The organism is Streptomyces sp. NPDC044921 (genome assembly GCF_056432865.1).
Window position 1 is genome coordinate 322,695 of sequence record NZ_JBWKIF010000005.1, and the last position, 17,927, is coordinate 340,621.

Below are 17,927 nucleotides of genomic sequence, written 5' to 3' on the forward strand. Positions count from 1 at the left end.
CCCCCTATGCTCTCAGCTCGTACGGACTGCTAGGGGTCACGAGGCGGAGGCGGGGCGGGAATGACGGTGCAGACGGTGCGGTGGGGGATCCTGGCGACCGGGGGGATCGCGGCCGCGTTCACCGCGGATCTGATCGACCTGCCGGACGCGGAGGTCGTGGCGGTGGCGTCGCGGTCGGAGGAGTCGGCGAAGGCGTTCGCGGAGCGGTTCGGGATAGCGCGGGCCTACGGCGACTGGAACGCCCTCGCGCAGGACGAGGACATCGATGTCGTCTACGTCGCCACGCCGCACACGGCGCACCGGGCGGCGGCCGGGCTGTGTCTGGCGGCCGGGCGGCACGTGCTGTGCGAGAAGCCGTTCACGCTGAACCTGCGCGAGGCGGAGGAACTCGTCGCGCTGGCGCGGGAGCACGGGCGCTTCCTGATGGAGGCGATGTGGATGTACTGCAATCCGCTGGTGCGTCGGCTGAAGGCGCTGGTGGACGACGGGGCGATCGGCGAGGTGCGCAGCGTCCAGGCCGACTTCGGGCTCGCGGGTCCGTTCCCGCCCTCGCACCGGCTGCGCAACCCGGAGCTCGGCGGGGGCGCGCTGCTCGACCTGGGCGTCTACCCGGTGTCGTTCGCGCAGCTGCTGCTCGGGGAGCCGTCGGACGTGGCGGCGCGCGCGGTGCTCTCGGCGGAGGGCGTCGATCTCCAGACGGCAGCGGTGCTCTCCTGGGAGAGCGGCGCTCTCGGTTCGGTGCACTGCTCCATCGTGGGCGGTACGGCGACCTCCGCCTCGGTCACCGGCTCCAAGGGCCGCATCGACATCCCGCACGGCTTCTTCTTCCCGGAGGGCTTCGTCCTGCACCGGGACGGCCGTGACGCCGAGGAGTTCACGGCCGACCCGGCGGACGGCCCGCGCAACAGCATGCGCCACGAGGCGCTGGAGGTCATGCGGGCCGTGCGCGCCGACGAGACCGAGTCACCGCTCGTGCCGCTGGACGGCACGCTCGCCGTGATGCGGACGCTCGACGCGATCCGGGACCGCGTCGGCGTCCGCTACCCCGGGGAGAGCCCGGGTGAGACCCCGGACGGGGGCCGCGCGGCGGAACTCACGCCGGCCTGAGCCCCTGATCCCCCACCTCCGTCACGAAGGACGCGGCCGTCGTGACCGGCGCCCCCTGCCGGGTCACGTACGGCACCGTCCTGAAGTCGGCGCGTGCCGCCTCCCGTCCGAGCTCGACGGTGACGTAGCCACGGCGGCCGTTGAAGAACTTCAGGTGGGGGTTGGCGGACATGTAGGTGTCCCAGGTCGCGGGCTTGTCGGCGCCGTCCCGGCCGCTGGAGACCGACGTCGCCACGATCTCCGTGCCGAGCGTGGCGGAGGCCGGGTCGTCGAAGTCGTCCTTGATGTCGAAGGCGTAGGCGGAGTGCACGTCGCCGCTGAGCACCATCAGGTTCTCCACGCCCGCGGCCTTCGCCCCGTCGAGGACGCGGCGGCGTGAGGCGCCGTAGCCGTCCCAGGCGTCCATCGACACCCGGGAGGGGGTGGTGGCGTCCATGTGCCGGCGGGCGAAGAGGACCTGCTGCGGCACGACGTTCCACAGGGCGCGCGAGGAGCGCCAGCCGTCGAGCAGCCACCGCTCCTGCGTGGCGCCGGTCATGGTGCGCGCCGGGTCGTCGGACTCGGGGCCGGGCACGTGCGCCTTGTCGCCGTAGGCCTGGTCGGAGCGGTACTGGCGGGTGTCCAGGACGTCGAACTGGGCCAGCCGGCCCCAGTGCAGCCGCCGGTACAGCCGCATGTCCGGTCCGGCCGGGCGCTGCGGGCGGCGCAGGGGCTGGTTCTCCCAGTAGGCGCGGTAGGCGGAGGCGCGGCGCAGCAGGAACTCCTCCGGCGGGACGCCGTTCTCCGGGATGTCGCCGGCGTAGTTGTTCTCGGTCTCGTGGTCGTCCCAGGTGACGACGAAGGGGTGCGCGGCGTGCGCGGCGCTCAGGTCCGGATCGGACTTGTAGAGGGCGTACCGCAGCCGGTAGTCCTCCAGGGTCAGCGTCTCGCGGGCGAACAGGGCGGGCAGCGTGCGGTCGGTGTACTTGCGCTGGCCGCCGACGGCGTCGACGGCGTACTCGTAGAGGTAGTCGCCCAGGTGGAAGACGAGGTCGACGTCCTCGGCGGCGAGGTGGGCGTACGGGGTGTAGTAGCCGTCGTGGTAGGCCTGGCAGGAGACGGCGGCGAGGGTGAGGGACGCCACGCGGCCGCCGGGGCCCGGGGCGGTGCGGGTGCGGCCGGCGGGGCTGACCCAGCGGCCCGCGCGGAAGCGGTAGTGGTAGACGCGGCCGGGCTCCAGGTGGCCGACCTCGACGTGGACGGCGTGGTGGAACTCGGGGTGCGCGGTGGCGGTGCCGCGCCGGGCGACGCGGCGGAACCGCTCGTCGTGGGCCAGCTCCCAGTGCACGGTGACGCGTTCGGCGGGCAGTCCGCTGTCGGCCTGGAAGGGGACGGGCGCGAGGCGGGTCCACAGGATCACCGAGTCCGGCAGCGGGTCGCCGGAGGCGACGCCCAGCGTGAAGGGGTTCTCGGTGATCCTGCCGGCGTCGAGTTCGGCGGCGGCCGCGACGCCGGGGGCGGGCAGGTCGGTCGCGAAGGCCAGCGCGGCGGCGGCGCCGGTCGTGGTGAGGAAGCGGCGACGGCCGATGTGGCGGGCGGCCGCGCGGAGTTCGGGGGCGTGCTGGGACGGGTGTGCTGCGGGTGTCATCCGGTCCTCCCCTGGCGAATGGCTGCAGGGGGCATTGGAGTGGCCGGGGACGACACCTGGCTGACGCGTACACCGCACTCGCATGACGGACGGATGAGTTCCGGATGGCGGAGGCTGCCGTACGCTGCGGGGCCATGGAAGCGAAGGAGAACGCGGTCGCCGTGGTGACCGGGGCGGGCTCCGGCATCGGCCGGGCGGTCGCCGTGGAACTGCTGCGCGCGGGCTGGTCGGTGGCGCTGGCGGGCCGCCGTACGGGGGCGCTGGAGGAGACGGCGGCCCTCGTACCGCGGGGCGCCGCGCTCGCCGTACGGACGGACGTCTCACGGCCACCGGACGTGGCCGCCCTGTTCGCGGCCACCGTCGGGCGGTTCGGACGGGTGGACCTGCTGTTCAACAACGCGGGCACGTTCGGGCCCGGCGGGGTGCCCGTCGAGGAACTGTCCTACGACGACTGGCGGCAGGTGGTGGACACCAACCTCAACGGGGCGTTCCTGTGCGCGCAGGCGGCGTTCCGGCAGATGAAGGAGCAGCAGCCGCAGGGCGGGCGGATCATCAACAACGGTTCGATCTCCGCGCACACGCCCCGTCCGCACTCGGTGGCCTACACCGCGACCAAGCACGCGCTGACCGGCCTGACCAAGTCGCTGTCGCTGGACGGGCGGCCGTACCGGATCGCCGTGGGGCAGATCGACATCGGCAACGCGGCGACCGACATGACGGCCGGTATGCAGACGGGAGCGCTCCAGGCGAACGGGGCGGTCGCCCCGGAACCGGTGATGGACGTCGCGGACGTGGCCCGCACGGTGCGGCACATGGCGGAGCTGCCGCTGGAGGCGAACGTGCAGTTCGCGACCGTGCTGGCCACGGCGATGCCGTACGTCGGACGCGGCTGAGCCCCGCGGCGGGCGCGCGCCGCATCGTCAACTCGTCAACCTGCACAAACGGAATAAGTACGTCCGGACCATTGCGGCCGGTCGGGTGCTTATGCTCAACTCTCCTACACCAAAGCTTCACACTTGGAGCAGAGGTCTTCCGCCGGCCACATCCAGGGGGTGGAGGCGGCAGTCGTTCCACGGGACCGGGTGGGGGTGGACCCCGCGGGAACCGCGGGATGCGCACCGGTGCGTGGAACGACTGCCGCGTCAGGCCTGGCCGGTCTCGAAGCGGGAGATCCTGCCGTCCTCGTCGACGGTGAAGCTCCACCGGGTCCGCATCTCGCCCCAGGTGTCGTTGCTGTAGCGGGCGAGCAGGGACCGGCCGCCGTCGGACTCGTTGTCGACCTCCATGTGCCCGTGGGAGGAGAAGATCTCCCGGTCGACCCAGTCGGCGAGGTCGCGCTCGGACCCGTCGTCCGCCATGGTCGCGCCCGGCGCGAGGAGCGCCATGAAGCCCTCGCGGTCGTGGTGGTTCACGGCGGTCACGAAGGCGCGGACGGCCGGGTCGCTCAGGCGGGTGGTCTGAATCGTCATGCGCCTCAGCCTCGTCCCGGCCGCCCGGTCACGCCACCCGTGCCACCCGAACGGCGCCCCGGGCACGTCCGTGGGATGTCGGCGGGTGCCGGAGGTGCGACGGTGGGAACGCGACGATGGGCGTTGCCCCTGTTCCTGTTGTTCCGCTGTTCCTGTTGTTCCGCTGTTCCCGCTGTTCCGCTGTCCTGCTGTTCCTGCTGTCCGCTCCGGGAGACGACGTGAGGCACGTGAGGCGCTCAAGGCATGACCACCGCAGTGATCTGGGCCTGCTGCTGCTCCGGCTGGGAGCGGGGGGTGTGCTGGCCGCCCACGGCGCGCAGAAGCTGTTCGGCTGGTTCGGCGGCCACGGCATCGAGGGCACCGGCCAGTTCATGGAGTCCGTGGGCTACGCCCCGGGCAAGGCCAGCGCGACGGCCGCGGGACTCGCGGAGACCGGAGGCGGCGTACTGCTGGCCCTGGGCCTGGCCACGCCCGCGGCCGGCGCTGCGGCGGCCGGCGCCATGGCGGGAGCCGCTGCGGTGCACACCCCGAACGGTTTCTTCAACCAGGGCGGCGGCTACGAGTACGCCGCGACCCTCGGTCTGACGGCGGCCGGGCTGGCCGTCACCGGGCCGGGGCGGTACTCCCTGGACCACGCGCTCGGGCACGCGGTGAACCGCGGCTGGATGCTCCCGGCGGCCTTCGCGGCGACCGCGGCGGGCACCGCCCTGGTCGTCGGAGGGCGTGCCCGGCGGCTGCGGAAGGCCAAGGAGGGCGAGCAGGAGGCCCTGTTCGAGCAGGAGTCCATGGAGTAACGCCCCACGGCGTGCGCGGCCGGGGCGCTGTCAGACCCGCGTGGCAGGCTGCCGCCCATGAGTGACGACACACCCGCCACCCCGCCCGCGCCCGAGCTGTGGGACACCGTGGACGTGCTGTACGCGTGGCTGGACGCGCAGCGCCCGGCCGAGGGCCGCGAGGGCCTGCTGCTGCGCGTGCTGAAACTGAGCGAGGAGGTCGGCGAGGTCGCCGAGGCGGTGATCGGCGCGACCGGCCAGAACCCGCGCAAGGGCGTGACGCACGACTGGGACGACGTGCAGGCGGAGCTGTGCGACGTCGTCATCACGGCGCTGTTGGCGCTGCGGACCCTGACGCCCGAGGCGCGGGAGGTGTTCACGCACCATCTGGAGCGGGTGACGGAGCGGTCGCTGGCCTCGGCGCGACCGTGACCCCCCGGACGGTCGCGATCGCCCGCGGTCGTCCGCGGTCGGCGGTCGGCGGTCGGCGGTCGGCGGCGGTGACGCCCTGTACGCCCGTTTCCCCCCGCGGCCCCGAACACTTCTGCAATGATCGACCGAACGCTCGGGTGGTAGGACGGCCGTCTTGGGTCCTACCGAGGTTGAGGGGTCCGGTGACGGGGGTGGACTGGAGGTTCCGGTCCCTGGTGGTCGCGCACGCGGTGTCGGCCTACGGGACGTACCTCAACCTGATCGCGCTCAGCCTGTTCTCCTACGAGGTCACCGGCACCGCCCTGGGCGTGGGCGCGGTGATGGCCGTACGGCTGCTGTCCGGTGTCGCGGCCGGGCTCGCCGCCGGGGCGGTGACCGCCAGGGTGACGCGCCGCACGGTCATGGTGACCACCGACGTCGCCCAGACGCTCGCCATGGTGGTGCTCGCGCTGGGGGCGCGGGACATCCCGCTCGGTGTGCTGCTCGGCGCGGTGCTCGTGCTGGGCGCGGGCAACACGCTGTTCAACGTCGCCCTGCGCAGCGCGGTCCCGGTCATGGTCGGGCAGGAGGGCCGCGCCCGGGCCAACGGCGTGCTGGTGACGGCCCGTTCCGTCGCCACGGTGCTGGGCTTCGCCTCGGCGGCGCCGGTCATCGCACTCGGCGGCTTCGGCGTCGCGTTCGCCGTCAACGGCGCGAGCTTCGCGGTGTCGGCGGCGGCGGTGGCGGTGCTGCGGCCGCGGACGGACTCGGGCGGTGGCGCGGAGCAACCCCCGGACGGGGGGCTGGATCTGGCCGAGAAGGCCGGTCCCCCCTCGGCCGCAGCCGCTGGACCGCCCGCCGATCAGCGGCCGGAAGCCATGCCGGTCCGAGGCGGGTGGCTCGGACGACGGGTGCCGGCCCGGGGCGGGTGGCTCGCGCGGCGTGTTGCGGGAGTCGCCGGGCCGCTGCTCGGGCTGATCGCGCTGCGGGGCCTGGACGCGCTGGCGTCCGCCTCGCACAACGTCGCGCTGCCCCTGGCGGCCAACGCGGCAGAGCCGTCGGAACCGGCGCTGTTCATGACCCGGTTCTGGGCCGCGTGGGCCGTGGGCACGCTCCTCGCCCACCAGGTCCTCAAGCGCCGCCCGCACGGCACGACCTGGGGCGAACGGGCCTTCGCGGCGGGCACCTGCGCCATGTCGCTCTGCTTCGTCGCGGCGTTCACCGGCCCACCCGCCCCGGCCCTGGTCGCGGCGGCCCTGGCGGCCGGCTTCGCGGACGGCTGGACCGAGATCGTCTACACCTCGCGGCTCCAGGCGGCCCCCGACCGGCAGCGCGACCGGCTGTTCGGGCTGTCCGCCACCGCGGAGCAGTCCGGGTTCGCGCTCGGCACGATCGCCGCCGCGGCCGCGCTGGAGACGCTGCCCGCCCTGGCCGTCGTGGGCGCCTTCCACGGGGCTGCGCTGTGCGGAGCGGTGGCCCTGTGGCTCACCGTACGGGCCCACCACGCACGCGAGGGCACGGACCGTTCGTCCACCAGCGCAGGAGAGGGAGAGGACACGCATGGAACGTCTACGGGGGCAGGCCGTCTGCCGGGGTCCTGAGCCGGAGCGGGCCGAGGACGAGCCGCGCGACGCGGTCCGGGCGCTGCTGGGCGCAGCCGAGCCGGCGCGCGGCGGTGCCGTCGTCACGGTCGCGGCCGACGGCACGACCGGCTCCCGGCCGTATCCCGAACTGCTGGACGCCGCACGCCGGATGCTCGGCGGGCTGCGCGCCCACGGGGTGCGGCGCGGTGACCCGGTGGTGCTGTGCGGGCTGCCGCTGGACGAGTTCTTCCCCGCTTTCTGGGGGTGCGTGCTGGGCGGAGCGCTCCCGGTGGCGATCGCCGAGCATCCCGCGCCGGGCTCCCCGGCCCGCGAACGACTGGAACAGGCACGCGCGTTACTCGACGGGCCGCTGGTGCTGACCGACGCGCCGGGCGCCGCGGCCCTCGCGCACGCCTCGCGGATCGCCCTGGCCCGGGAGTGCCTCGCCGCGCCGCCCGCCCCGGACCACGTCGAGCCCGACCCCTCCGGCACGGCCCTGCTGATGCTGTCCTCCGGCAGCACCGGGGTCCCGAAGGCGGCCCGCCTGACGCACGCCGGGCTCGCGGACTTCGCGGCGAGCAGCCGGCGGATCCTCGACGTCCGCCCGGACGACACGATGGTGAACTGGCTGCCCGTCGACCACAGCGGCGCCTTCCTCCTCTACCACCTGCTGGCCGTCTTCACCGGCGCCACGAACGTCCACGCCCCCACCGAGCACGTGCTGGCCGACCCGCTGCGCTGGCTCGACCTGCTCCACGAGCACCGGGCGCGGCACAGCTGGGCACCGACGTTCGCCTACCGGCTCGTCGCGGACGCGCTGGCCGAACGGCCCGGCCGCCCATGGGACCTGGGCGGTCTGAAGTCCCTGCTGTGCGGGGGCGAACGGGTCGTGCTGCCGGTGCTGCGCCGCTTCCTCGACGCGACGGCCCCGTACGGGGTGCGCGAGGAGCACATCGCCCCGGTGTGGGGCATGGCCGAGACGGTCACGGCCGTCACCTACGGCCGGCTGGACCGGCCGGGCACCGTGCACCGCCTGCTCAAGAGCAGCCTGGGCGGCGACCTGGTGCGGGCCGGGGCGGACGTGCCCGACGCGGACTGCGTCACCTTCGTCGCCTGCGGCCCGCCCGCCCACGGCGTCTCGCTGCGTGTCGTCGACGACCACGGCGACCTCACCCCGGCGGGCCGGATCGGCCGGCTCCAGGTGCACTCCCCGACCCGGCTCACCCCCGGCTACGTCCGCAACCCCGACGCGGACGCCGCCGCCTACCCGAACGGCCGGGACTGGCTGGACACCGGCGATCTGGCCTTCCTCGACGGCGGCCAGCTCGTCGTCACGGGGCGGCGCAAGGACGTCATCGTCCTCAACGGGCTCAACGTCTACTGCCACGAGGTGGAGGAGGCCGCCACCGCCGTCGACGGGGTCCGGCAGGGCGAGGTCGCCGCGTGCGGGATCCCGTCCGCCGAGCGGGGCACGGAGGAGCTGGCGGTGTTCTTCGTCAGCCGCGGGGCGGCCGAGGACACCCGGATCGCGGCGGAGGTGCGGGCGGCGCTGTTCACCCGCCTCCGGCTCACCGCCGCTCATGTCCTGCCCGTGCCGGAGGGGGAGTTCCCGCGGACGCCGGCGGGCAAGGTGCGCCGCGCGGAGCTGCCGAAGCGGCTGGGCGCGCCGGGCGGGGGCGGTGCCTCGGGCGGGGATGGTGCCCCGGGCGGGGACCGTGCCTCGGGTGAGGACGCTGTCCCGGGCGGGGACGGCGAGCTTCAGGAGCATTCGGGCAGGGACGGCGGCCCGGGCCCTGACACCGCCGCCCTCCCCCGGGCGGCCGCGGTGTCCCAGGCGGCCGCGGTGTCCCAGGCGGCCGTGGTGTCCCAGGCGGCCGTGGAGGTGAGCGGGGTCGTGGCCCAGGAGCTGGCCGCCGTCCTCGGCCGTCCGGCCGCGGCGGACGTGCCGTTCTACGAACTCGGCCTGACCTCCGTGCTGTTGGTACGGCTGCGGAACCGGCTGGCGGAACGTCTCGCCCGGCCCGTCCCGCAGACCGCGTTCTTCGAGCACCCGACGGTCACGGCCCTCGCGGCCCACCTCGCGAACGGGCCGTCCGCGGAACCGGCTTCGGCTCCCGCACCGGCACCCGCACCCGCCACGGCACGCGACGACGGCCGCCCCGACCGCCGCGTGGCCGTCATCGGGCTGGCCTTGCGCTTCCCCGGTGCCCGTACGGCGGAGGAGTTCTGGGCGAATCTGCGCGACGGCGTGGACAGCGTGCGGGTGTTCGGCGAGCCGGAGCTCGCCGCGGCCGGCCTCACCCCGGAGCAGCGCCACGCCCCCGGCCACGTGCCCGTCTCCGGAGTGCTCGACGGCGTCGAGGAGTTCGACGCGGACTTCTTCGGGCTGAGCCCCCGGGAGGCCGGGCTCACGCACCCCGCGCACCGCCTGTTCCTGGAGTGCTGCCACCAGGCCCTGGAGGAGGGCGGCCACGCGGCGACCGCCCCGGGCGTGCGGGTGGGCGTGTTCGCCGGGTCCGGCATGAACCTCTACGACCACCAGCAGGGGCCCGCGGCCGGCGCGCCGTACGACCCGGCGGACCCGGCTGCGGGCATGCAGTCGGCCATCGGGCAGGAGCCGGACTTCCTCGCCACGCGCGTCGCCTACCGGCTCGGCCTCACGGGCCCGGCCATCGGCGTGCAGACGGCCTGTTCCACGTCGCTGGTCGCCGTGCACCTGGCGGTCCAGGCGCTGCTCACCGGCGAGACGGACCTGGCGCTGGCCGGTGCGGCGGCCGTGCACCTGCCCCAGGAGACCGGCTACCACAGCCACCCCGGTTCCATCCTGTCCCCCACCGGCCGCTGCCGGGCCTTCGACGCGGAGGCCGACGGCACCGTCGGCGGCAACGGCGTGGCCGCCGTGCTGCTCAAGCGCCTGGACCGGGCGCTGGCCGACGGAGACACCGTGCACGCGGTGATCCTGGGCTCGGCCGTCAACAACGACGGCGCCGCGAAGGTCGGCTTCACCGCCCCCGGTGTCGAGGGACAGGCCGAGGTGGTGCGCCAGGCCCTGCGCAGGGCGGACGTGCCGCCGGAGACGATCTCCTACGTGGAGGCGCACGGCACCGGGACCCGGCTCGGCGACCCGGTGGAGCTCACGGCACTGGCCCGTGCGCTCGTCCCGGGCGGTGACGTCCCGCCGGGCTCCTGCACCATCGGTTCCGTCAAGCCGAACATCGGACACCTCGACAGCTGCGCGGGCATGGCCGGGCTCATCAAGACGGTCCTCATGCTGCGCCACCGCACGCTGGTGCCCACCCCGCACCTGACCCGTCCCAATCCCGAACTGCCGCTGCGTGACGGCCGGTTCCGGCTCGCCACGGAGCTGGAGCCGTGGCAGGTGCCCGACGGCGTGCCCCGCCGGGCCGGGGTCAGCGCGCTGGGCGTCGGCGGCACCAACGCCCACGTCGTCCTGGAGGAGGCCCCTTCCGCACGGCCCCGCCCCACCCCCGAACTGCCCGTCCTGGTCCCGGTGTCGGCCCGTGACGAGGAGTCCCTGGACGCGTACACGGCCGCGCTGCGCGACCGGCTCCTGGCCCGCCCGGACCTGCCGGTCACCGACGTGGCCGCCACCCTGGCCCTCGGCCGCCCGCACCGCGCGGCACGGACCGCCGTGACCGGCCGCACGGCCGGTGACCTCGCCCGCGCGCTGGCGGAACTCCGGCACACCGCGCCGGACCCGCTCGGCCCGGTCGCCTTCGCCTTCACCGGCCAGGGCAGCGCCCGCCCCGGCATGGCGCGGGGCCTGTACGCCGCGCACCCGGCGGCACGGGCCACGCTCGACCGCTGCGAGGAGCTCCACGCCCGGGAGTTCGGCGGCGGCCTGCTCACGGCGCTGCTCACCGCCCCCGGCCCGGACGACTCCGGCGCGCGGGACGAGATCTGGCCCACCGGGACCGCCCAAGCCGCCCTCTTCGCCCAGCACGCGGCACTGACCGACGCCTGGCGCGCGGCCGGGATCCGGCCCGCGCTGCTGTTCGGGCACAGCGTCGGCGAGTACGCCGCCCTGTACGCGGCCGGTGCCCTGTCCCTGGAGGACGGACTGCGGCTCACCGCCTGGCGCGGACGCCTGATGCGGGACCGATGTCCGGCCGGGGGCATGCTCGCCGTCCGCTCCGACGGCGCCACCGCACACCGGGTCGCCGCTGCCTCCGGTGCGGAACTCGCCGCGGTCAACGGCCCGTACGCCCATGTCCTCGCGGGGCCGCAACAGGCCCTGAAGGAGGCGGCACGGCTGTTCGACCAGGAGGGGCTGCGCTGGCGTGCGCTGCCGGTCGAACGGGCGTTCCACTCCGCGGAGATCGAGGGCGCGCTCGGCGCGTTCCGGGACCTCGCGGAAGGGGTGACGTACCGCGCGCTGGACACCCCGCTGGTGACCACGGCCGACGGGGAGGTGCGCGCCGCGGGCTGGACCGTCGACGCGGAGTACCTGTGCCGTCAGGCCCGCCGGCCGGTCCGCTTCGACCTCGCCATGGCCGCGGCCGTCGCGCAGGGCTGCCGTGACTTCGTGGAACTCGGCGCCGGGCGCACCCTCACCGGCCTCGGCCGGCACTGCGTACCCGACAGCCGGTGGCTGAGCGGGCAGGGCGCCGGGGACACGGCCGCCGAGCAGGCACACGGCTTCCTGACGGCCCTCGGATCGCTGTACGCCCGGGGCGCCGACCTGGACTGGCGGACGCTCACGGAGGACAGGGGCCGGGTGCCGCTGCCCGGGCATCCGCTGCGGCGCAGGCCGGTGCCGTACGGCGGCGCCGTACCGGCGACGGCTCCCGAGCGGGCCGTACCCGTCGCGCCGGTCGTTCCCGTCGCACCGGACAGCGAAGTCCTCGACTCCATCCGCCAGTTGGCGGCGGAGAAGCTCGGCCGTCCGGTCGCCGACGTGGCACCGGGCAGCTCGTTCTTCGAACTGGGCGCCGACTCGCTGTCCCTGATGAGCATGACGACGGAACTGGAGCAGCGGTACGGCGTCCGGGTCCCCGTCCGGGAGGTGTTCGACACGGCCGACACGCCTGAGAGGCTGGCGGCACGGGTCGGGGAGCTGCGCGGTGCCGGGCGTCCGACGGGCCGCGCGGCGGAAACGGCGGCGATCGAGGAACGGGCCGTACGCGACACGGCCGTACGCGAGCCGGCCGTCAGCGAGCCGGTGGAGTCACCGGACGGCCTGGCCGCCCTCTTCACCCGGCAACTGCAACTGACGGAGAAACTCGTCGACCAAGTGGGCGAGATGATCTCCCGCCAGCTCGACGTCCTCGCGAAGAACGCGACCGCGCCAGCGACCGCGCCCACATCCACGGCCACCTCCACACCCACACCCACACCCACACCCACTACGGCGCTGCCCCAACCCACCCCCACCACCCCGGCTTCCGTCCCCAGCGCTCCCCTCCCGGAGTCGGCAGCCACCGGAACCACCGACTTCAGCCTCTACTTCTTCGGCGACTACCCCCAGGACACCGACCACGACAAGTACGGCCTGATCATGGCCGCGGCCGACTTCGCGGACCGGCACGGCTTCCACGCCCTGTGGTTCCCCGAGCGGCACTTCAACTCCTTCGGCGCGCTGTTCCCCAACCCCTCGGTCCTGGCCGCGGCCCTGGCCGCCCGGACCAGCCGGATCCGGCTGCACGCCGGTTCCGTGGTGCTGCCGCTGCACCATCCGGCCCGGGTCGCCGAGGAGTGGTCGGTCGTCGACAACATCTCCGGCGGCCGGACGGGCCTGTGCTTCGCCAGCGGCTGGCACGCCACCGACTTCGCGCTCGCCCCGCAGCACTTCGGCCGGCACCGCGAGGTGATGTACGAGCACCTGGCGACCGTCCGGGAGCTGTGGTCGGGGCGGCCGGTGCGCACGACGGCGGGCGACGGCACGCCCGTGGAGATCTCCCTGCACCCGCGCCCGGTGCAGGAACGCCCGCCGATGTACGTGGCCGTCGTGGGGAACCCGGACAGCTACCGCCGGGCGGCCGCCGAGGACCTCGGCGTGGTCACCAACCTGATGACGCAGACGGTGGAGCAACTGGCCGAGAACATCGCGCTGTACCGGCGCAGCCGCGCCGAGCACGGTCTCGACCCGGCGGCCGGGCGGGTGGTGGTGCTGGTGCACACCTACCTGGAGGACGACGCGGAGCGGGCGCGGGCGGAGGCGTACCGGCCGTTCCTGTCGTACCTGCGGTCCTCGCTCTCGCTCTTCGACCAGGTCACCAACAGTCTGGGCTTCCAGGTGGACCTGGAGAACACCCCGGAGGAAGACGTCGAGTTCCTGCTGGGCCGCGCGTACGAGCGCTACTGCGCGTCCCGCGCCCTGATCGGCGACGCGCACACCGCCGCCGGGACCGTACGGCGTCTGCTGGCCGCCGGGGCGGACGAGATCGCCTGTTTCGTGGACTTCGGCGTACCGAAGGAGAAGGTGCTGGCCGCGTTGCCGCTCCTGGACCGGGTCCGCCGGGCGGCTTCCGACGGGGGGCCCGCGGCACCCCCGGCACCGCCGGTACCCGCGGTACGCCCGGCACCCCTGGCGCCCCCGGCACCCCGCCGGGCGCCCCTGACCCCCGCCCAGCGCCGCATCTGGTTCCTGGAGCAACTGCACCCGGGTACCGCCATGTACCACGAGCCCAAGGCGGTCCTGCTCGACGGTCCCCTGGACGTCGCGGCCCTGCGCTGGGCACTGGAGCGGGTCGCGGAGCGGCATCCGGCGCTGCGCACGGTCTTCGGCGACACGGACGGTGTTCCCTACCAGGAGATACGCGAGCGCATGCCGCTCGACTGCCCCCTGGAGGACCACACGGGCGCGACGGAGCAGGAGGCCCTGCGGTCGGCGCTCGCGGCGGACCACGGGCTCGGCCTCTCCACGGGTCCGCTGGTCGCGGCCCGGCTGCTGCGCCTGTCCCCGGACCGTCACCTGTTGTTCCTGCTGGCCCACCACATCGTCTTCGACTCCTCCTCCACGGCCGTGCTGGTGCGCGACCTCGCCGCGTACTACCGCGCCCGGCGGGGCGCCGGCCCCGTACCGGGGCCGCTGCCCGGCCTGCCGGCGGCCACCCGGCCGGACCCGGCGTCGCCCGGCTTCTGGCGGCACCACCTCGCCGACGCACCCGAACTGGCCCTCCCCACCGACCGCCCCCGCCCGCCGGTCCGCTCGGGAGCGGGCGCGAGCCTCACCCACGCCCTGGACGCCGCGCTGGCCGACGGTCTGCAGAAGCTGGCCGCCGGGCACCGGGCCACCCTCTTCATGGCGCTGACCGGCGCCATCGGCGCGGTTCTCGGCCGGTTCGCGGGACAGCGGGACGTGGTGATCGGCACGGCTGTCGCCTCCCGCCCGCCGGGCGCCGAGGACCATGTCGGTCTCTTCCTCGACACGGTCCCGCTGCGCCTGGACCTCACCGGCGACCCGGACTTCCCGGCCCTGCTGCGCCGGGTCCGCGAGAGCAGCACCGCGGCGTACGAGCACAGCGGCGTCCCCTTCGACGAGCTGGTCGGCGCGCTCAACCCGCGCCGCGACCCGGGCCGCAACCCGCTGTTCCAGGTGATGGTGGAGTACGAGAACGAGGGCGGGGCGGAGTTCGACCCGCCGCACCTCGGCTGCACCCTGCTCGACGTCCCGAGCGAGCGCGCCCCGTTCGACCTCAGCGTCTACCTGACCCGCCACGCGGGCGGGGTCCGCTTCATGGTCGAGTACGACACCGCCCTCTTCGACGAGGCCACGGTGCGCCGCTTCGTGGACTACGTCGAGCAGGTGCTGCGCCGGGCGCTGGACACGCCGGACGCGCCGCTGGGGGCGCTGACCTCCCTCACACCGGCCGACCGCGCGCTGCTGGCGGACCTGGAGCGCAGCGCGGAGGCCGCGCCCCCGGACACCCTCAACGCCCTGTTCGAGCAGCAGGTGCGCCGCACACCGGACGCCGAGGCGCTCCTCGGCGACGGGACCCGGGTCACCTACGCGGAGCTGGACGCGGCGGCCAACCGCCTGGCCCGCCTGCTCCGCGGCCTCGGGGCGGAGCGCGGACAGCGCGTGGCGGTCCTGCTGCCGCGCGGCCCGCAGCTGATCACGGCCCTGCTGGCGGTCCTCAAGACGGGCGCGGCGTACGTCCCGCTGGACCCGTCCCTGCCCGTGCCGCGCCTGGCGCTGCTCCTCGCCGACACGGCACCGGTCCTCCTCCTCGCCTGCGAGGCCACGGCCTCCGTGCTCGCCGACCCCGGACTGCCCGTCGTGCTGGCGGAGTCGGCGGACGACACCCTCGCGCCGGGCCCGCTCGCGGACGGCCCGGGTCCGGAGGATCCGGCGTACTGCATCCACACCTCGGGCTCGACCGGCCGGCCGAAGGGCGTGGTCGTACCGCACCGGGGCCCCGCCAACCTGGTGCGCGGCCACCTGGACCGCCACCCCGCGCTGCGCACCCTCCAGTGGACGTCACCGGCGTTCGACGTGAGCGTGCAGGAGATCTTCACGACGCTCGCCTCGGGGGCGGCCCTCGTCCTCGTCGACGACGCCGTACGGCACGACCCGGCGGCGGTGGCGCGGACGGTCCAACGCCACGGGGTGCAGCGCCTGTTCATGCCCTGCACGCCCCTGAAGTACCTGATGGAGACGGCCCCCCGACTGCCCTCGCTGCGCGAGCTGTTCTCGGCGGGCGAGGCCCTGCACCTCACACCGGCCTTCCGCCGCTTCCTCGCCGGGCACCCGGGGTGCGCGCTGTACAACCAGTACGGACCGACGGAGACCTCGATCATCGTCACGTCGCACCGCGTGGATCCGGCGGGCGGGGACCGGCCCCCGATCGGCACACCGGTGCCGGGGGCGCGGGTCGCGCTCCTGGACGGCGCGGGCCGGCCGGTGCCGGCCGGAGCGGTCGGCGAGATCCACGTCGGCGGTGTGCCGGTGGCGCACGGCTACCACGGCCGCCCCGCCGAGACCGCGGCCGCGTTCCTCCCCGACGGCGCGGACGGGCTGCGCTACCGCACGGGCGACCTGGGCCGCTGGCGCACCGACGGCACCCTGGAGTACCGGGGCCGGGCGGACGACCAGGTCAAGGTCCGCGGCCACCGGGTCGAACCGGGCGAGGTGCAGGCGGCGCTGACGGCACTGCCCGCCGTCCGCGAGGCGGCGGTGCTGGCGCGGCGCGACCGTCACGGCGACACCGAGCTGGTGGCGTACGTGGTCCTGGACGAGGGGACGTCCGGGCACCGGGTGCGCACGGCGCTCGCGGCCCGGCTCCCCGACCCCCTGGTCCCCCGCCGATGGGTGACCCTGGACCGCCTGCCGGTGAACACCGCCGGCAAGCTGGACCGCGCCGCCCTGCCGGAACCCGGGCACGAGACGGACGATCCCTCGGAGTCGGCGTCGGAGTCGGCGTCGGAGTCGGAGCCGGCCACGGACCTGGAGCGGACGCTGCACGACCTGTGGTGCGAGGAGCTGGACACCCGCCCGCTCCCGGTCACGACACCGTTCTTCGCACTCGGCGGCCACTCGCTGAGCGCGATCCGCCTGCTGAACCGGATGCGGGAGGCGGCCGGCGTCGACCTGACGATGGCGGACTTCTTCCTGGACCCGACGATCCGCGGCATCGCCGCCCGTGCCCGGGTCGTGGACACGGTGCCCATGCCGTCCACCCTGCGCCGCCTGTGGCGCCGCCACCACGCGCTCACCGATCCGAGCGTCTACAACATCGCCCATCGCGCTGACCTCCGCGGCGAGTTGGACCCCGAGTCGCTGCACCGGTCGCTCCGGGACGTGGTGACACGCCACCACGCCCTGCGCGCCAGGCCGCTGCGCCGGCCGGACGGCGGCCACGAGGTCGAGATCCTCGCCGAGGTCCCGGTGGACCTCCCGGTCACCGACCTCCGTACGGCCGCCGCGCCCCCGGACCGGGCGGCCGACGACTGGTGCGCCGAACACGTCGGCGCGCCCTTCACCCTGGACCGGCCCCCGCTGTTCCGCTTCCGCCTGGCCCGGGTGGCCGACGACCACTGGATCCTGCTGACGGTCTTCCACCACGCGGTGTGCGACGGCTGGTCCCTGGGGCTGATCCGGCGCGACCTGGGCGAGCTCTACCGTGCGCACCGGACCGGCGGCACTCCGCAACTTCCCGAGCCGGTCTCCCAGTTCACGGACTTCGCACGTGCGGAACACGCCTTGCCGGACGACCGCAGGAAGGCCCTGGAGCACTTCTGGCGCGAGGAACTCACCGGCGTCCCGTTGCGCCCGGCCCTCCCCTACGACCGCCCCCACCCCGGCACGCTGTCCGGCCGGGGCGCCCTGCACACCTGGACGATCGACGACGGCACCCCGGCCCGGCTCACCGCCACGGCGACCCGCCTGGGCACCACGCCCTACACGGTCCTGGCGGCGGCGTTCTCGACCTGGCTCGGCGCCCTGTGCGGCCGCCGGGACGACATCGTCCTGGCGGCGTCCAGCGCCAACCGCCTCCCCCGGGACCGCGCGGAAACCGTCGGCATCGTGGGCGACGCGGTCCTGCTCCGGGCCCGCCTGTCCGAGGCCGGCTCCTTCGCCGCCCTGACCGCCCAGCTGGGCACGACCCTCTTCCAGGCCCTGGACCACCAGGACCTCCCGCTGACGGACGTGGTGTCCCTGGTCGCACCGGAGATGGCGGAGGCCCTGTTCCCGACGGTGCTGTTCACGGTGATCACGACGGACCCACCGGCCCTGGACCTCCGGGACGTGCGCACGACCCTCCGCGCCCTCCCCGTCCAGGGCGTGGCCCGCAACGAGCTCTACGCCGTGATCACCCCGGAGGGAGACCGCATCACGGTCACGTTCGAGTACTCGACGGACCTGTTCACGGCGGAGACGGTGGAGGGGTGGGCGGAGTCGTTCACCGGGCTGCTGCGGGAGGTGACCGGCCCCTGACCTGCGCGCGGCGGAACTGGGGCGCCGCTGGAATCCCGCTCGGGAAGGCATCCAGGG

Annotated in this window: 8 protein-coding genes; 6 read left to right on the forward strand and 2 right to left on the reverse strand. The window is 74.9% G+C overall.

All coding sequences use genetic code 11. The features are described from left to right. The first annotated feature begins 60 nt into the window (after positions 1 to 60). Positions 61 to 1,107: a Gfo/Idh/MocA family protein gene (locus AC07DA_RS10800; protein WP_479126604.1), complete on the forward strand. Its 1,047-nt coding sequence runs from the start codon at positions 61 to 63 to the stop codon at positions 1,105 to 1,107. Here the strand turns inward: AC07DA_RS10800 and AC07DA_RS10805 are convergent. Continuing rightward, on the reverse strand, positions 1,094 to 2,734 hold the full coding sequence (locus tag AC07DA_RS10805; protein ID WP_479126607.1) for an alkaline phosphatase D family protein: 1,641 nt from the start codon (positions 2,732 to 2,734) through the stop codon (positions 1,094 to 1,096). The genes AC07DA_RS10800 and AC07DA_RS10805 overlap by 14 nt on opposite strands. Before the next feature lie 134 nt (positions 2,735 to 2,868). On the opposite strand from AC07DA_RS10805, the gene AC07DA_RS10810 reads away from it, so the two are divergent. Continuing rightward, positions 2,869 to 3,627 (forward strand): SDR family oxidoreductase, encoded by a 759-nt coding sequence (locus tag AC07DA_RS10810; RefSeq protein ID WP_479126609.1) that lies wholly within the window; start codon positions 2,869 to 2,871, stop codon positions 3,625 to 3,627. A gap of 249 nt (positions 3,628 to 3,876) precedes the next feature. Here AC07DA_RS10810 and AC07DA_RS10815 read toward each other — a convergent pair whose 3' ends face one another. Then, positions 3,877 to 4,203, reverse strand: coding sequence for a nuclear transport factor 2 family protein (locus tag AC07DA_RS10815; protein ID WP_479126611.1), 327 nt, complete (start codon positions 4,201 to 4,203; stop codon positions 3,877 to 3,879). Between the two features lie 218 nt (positions 4,204 to 4,421). On the opposite strand from AC07DA_RS10815, the gene AC07DA_RS10820 reads away from it, so the two are divergent. The 4 genes from AC07DA_RS10820 (at position 4,422) to AC07DA_RS10835 (ending at position 17,870) form a co-directional block, all read left to right on the forward strand. Next, on the forward strand, positions 4,422 to 4,997 hold the full coding sequence (locus tag AC07DA_RS10820) for a DoxX family protein (protein ID WP_479126613.1): 576 nt from the start codon (positions 4,422 to 4,424) through the stop codon (positions 4,995 to 4,997). A 57-nt stretch (positions 4,998 to 5,054) separates the two neighbouring features. Continuing rightward, entirely contained in the window at positions 5,055 to 5,408 is a 354-nt protein-coding gene (locus AC07DA_RS10825) for a MazG-like family protein (RefSeq protein ID WP_479126615.1), read from the forward strand. A 191-nt stretch (positions 5,409 to 5,599) separates the two neighbouring features. After that, positions 5,600 to 6,988: an MFS transporter gene (locus AC07DA_RS10830; RefSeq protein ID WP_479126617.1), complete on the forward strand. Its 1,389-nt coding sequence runs from the start codon at positions 5,600 to 5,602 to the stop codon at positions 6,986 to 6,988. Continuing rightward, the gene (locus AC07DA_RS10835) at positions 6,948 to 17,870 is read left to right on the forward strand and encodes an amino acid adenylation domain-containing protein (RefSeq protein ID WP_479126619.1); all 10,923 of its coding nucleotides are present in this window, start codon (positions 6,948 to 6,950) and stop codon (positions 17,868 to 17,870) included. The genes AC07DA_RS10830 and AC07DA_RS10835 overlap by 41 nt, the downstream gene beginning before the upstream one ends. The last annotated feature ends 57 nt before the right edge of the window (positions 17,871 to 17,927 follow it).

What these genes read in the sequence shown, in the direction of transcription:
- AC07DA_RS10810 (WP_479126609.1), top strand. Translation starts at nt 2,869, where the DNA reads ATGGAAGCGAAGGAGAACGCGGTCGCCGTGGTGACCGGGGCGGGCTCC.
- AC07DA_RS10835 (WP_479126619.1), top strand. Translation starts at nt 6,948, where the DNA reads ATGGAACGTCTACGGGGGCAGGCCGTCTGCCGGGGTCCTGAGCCGGAG.
- AC07DA_RS10800 (WP_479126604.1), top strand. Translation starts at nt 61, where the DNA reads ATGACGGTGCAGACGGTGCGGTGGGGGATCCTGGCGACCGGGGGGATC.
- AC07DA_RS10815 (WP_479126611.1), bottom strand. Translation starts at nt 4,203, where the DNA reads ATGACGATTCAGACCACCCGCCTGAGCGACCCGGCCGTCCGCGCCTTC.
- AC07DA_RS10805 (WP_479126607.1), bottom strand. Translation starts at nt 2,734, where the DNA reads ATGACACCCGCAGCACACCCGTCCCAGCACGCCCCCGAACTCCGCGCG.
- AC07DA_RS10825 (WP_479126615.1), top strand. Translation starts at nt 5,055, where the DNA reads ATGAGTGACGACACACCCGCCACCCCGCCCGCGCCCGAGCTGTGGGAC.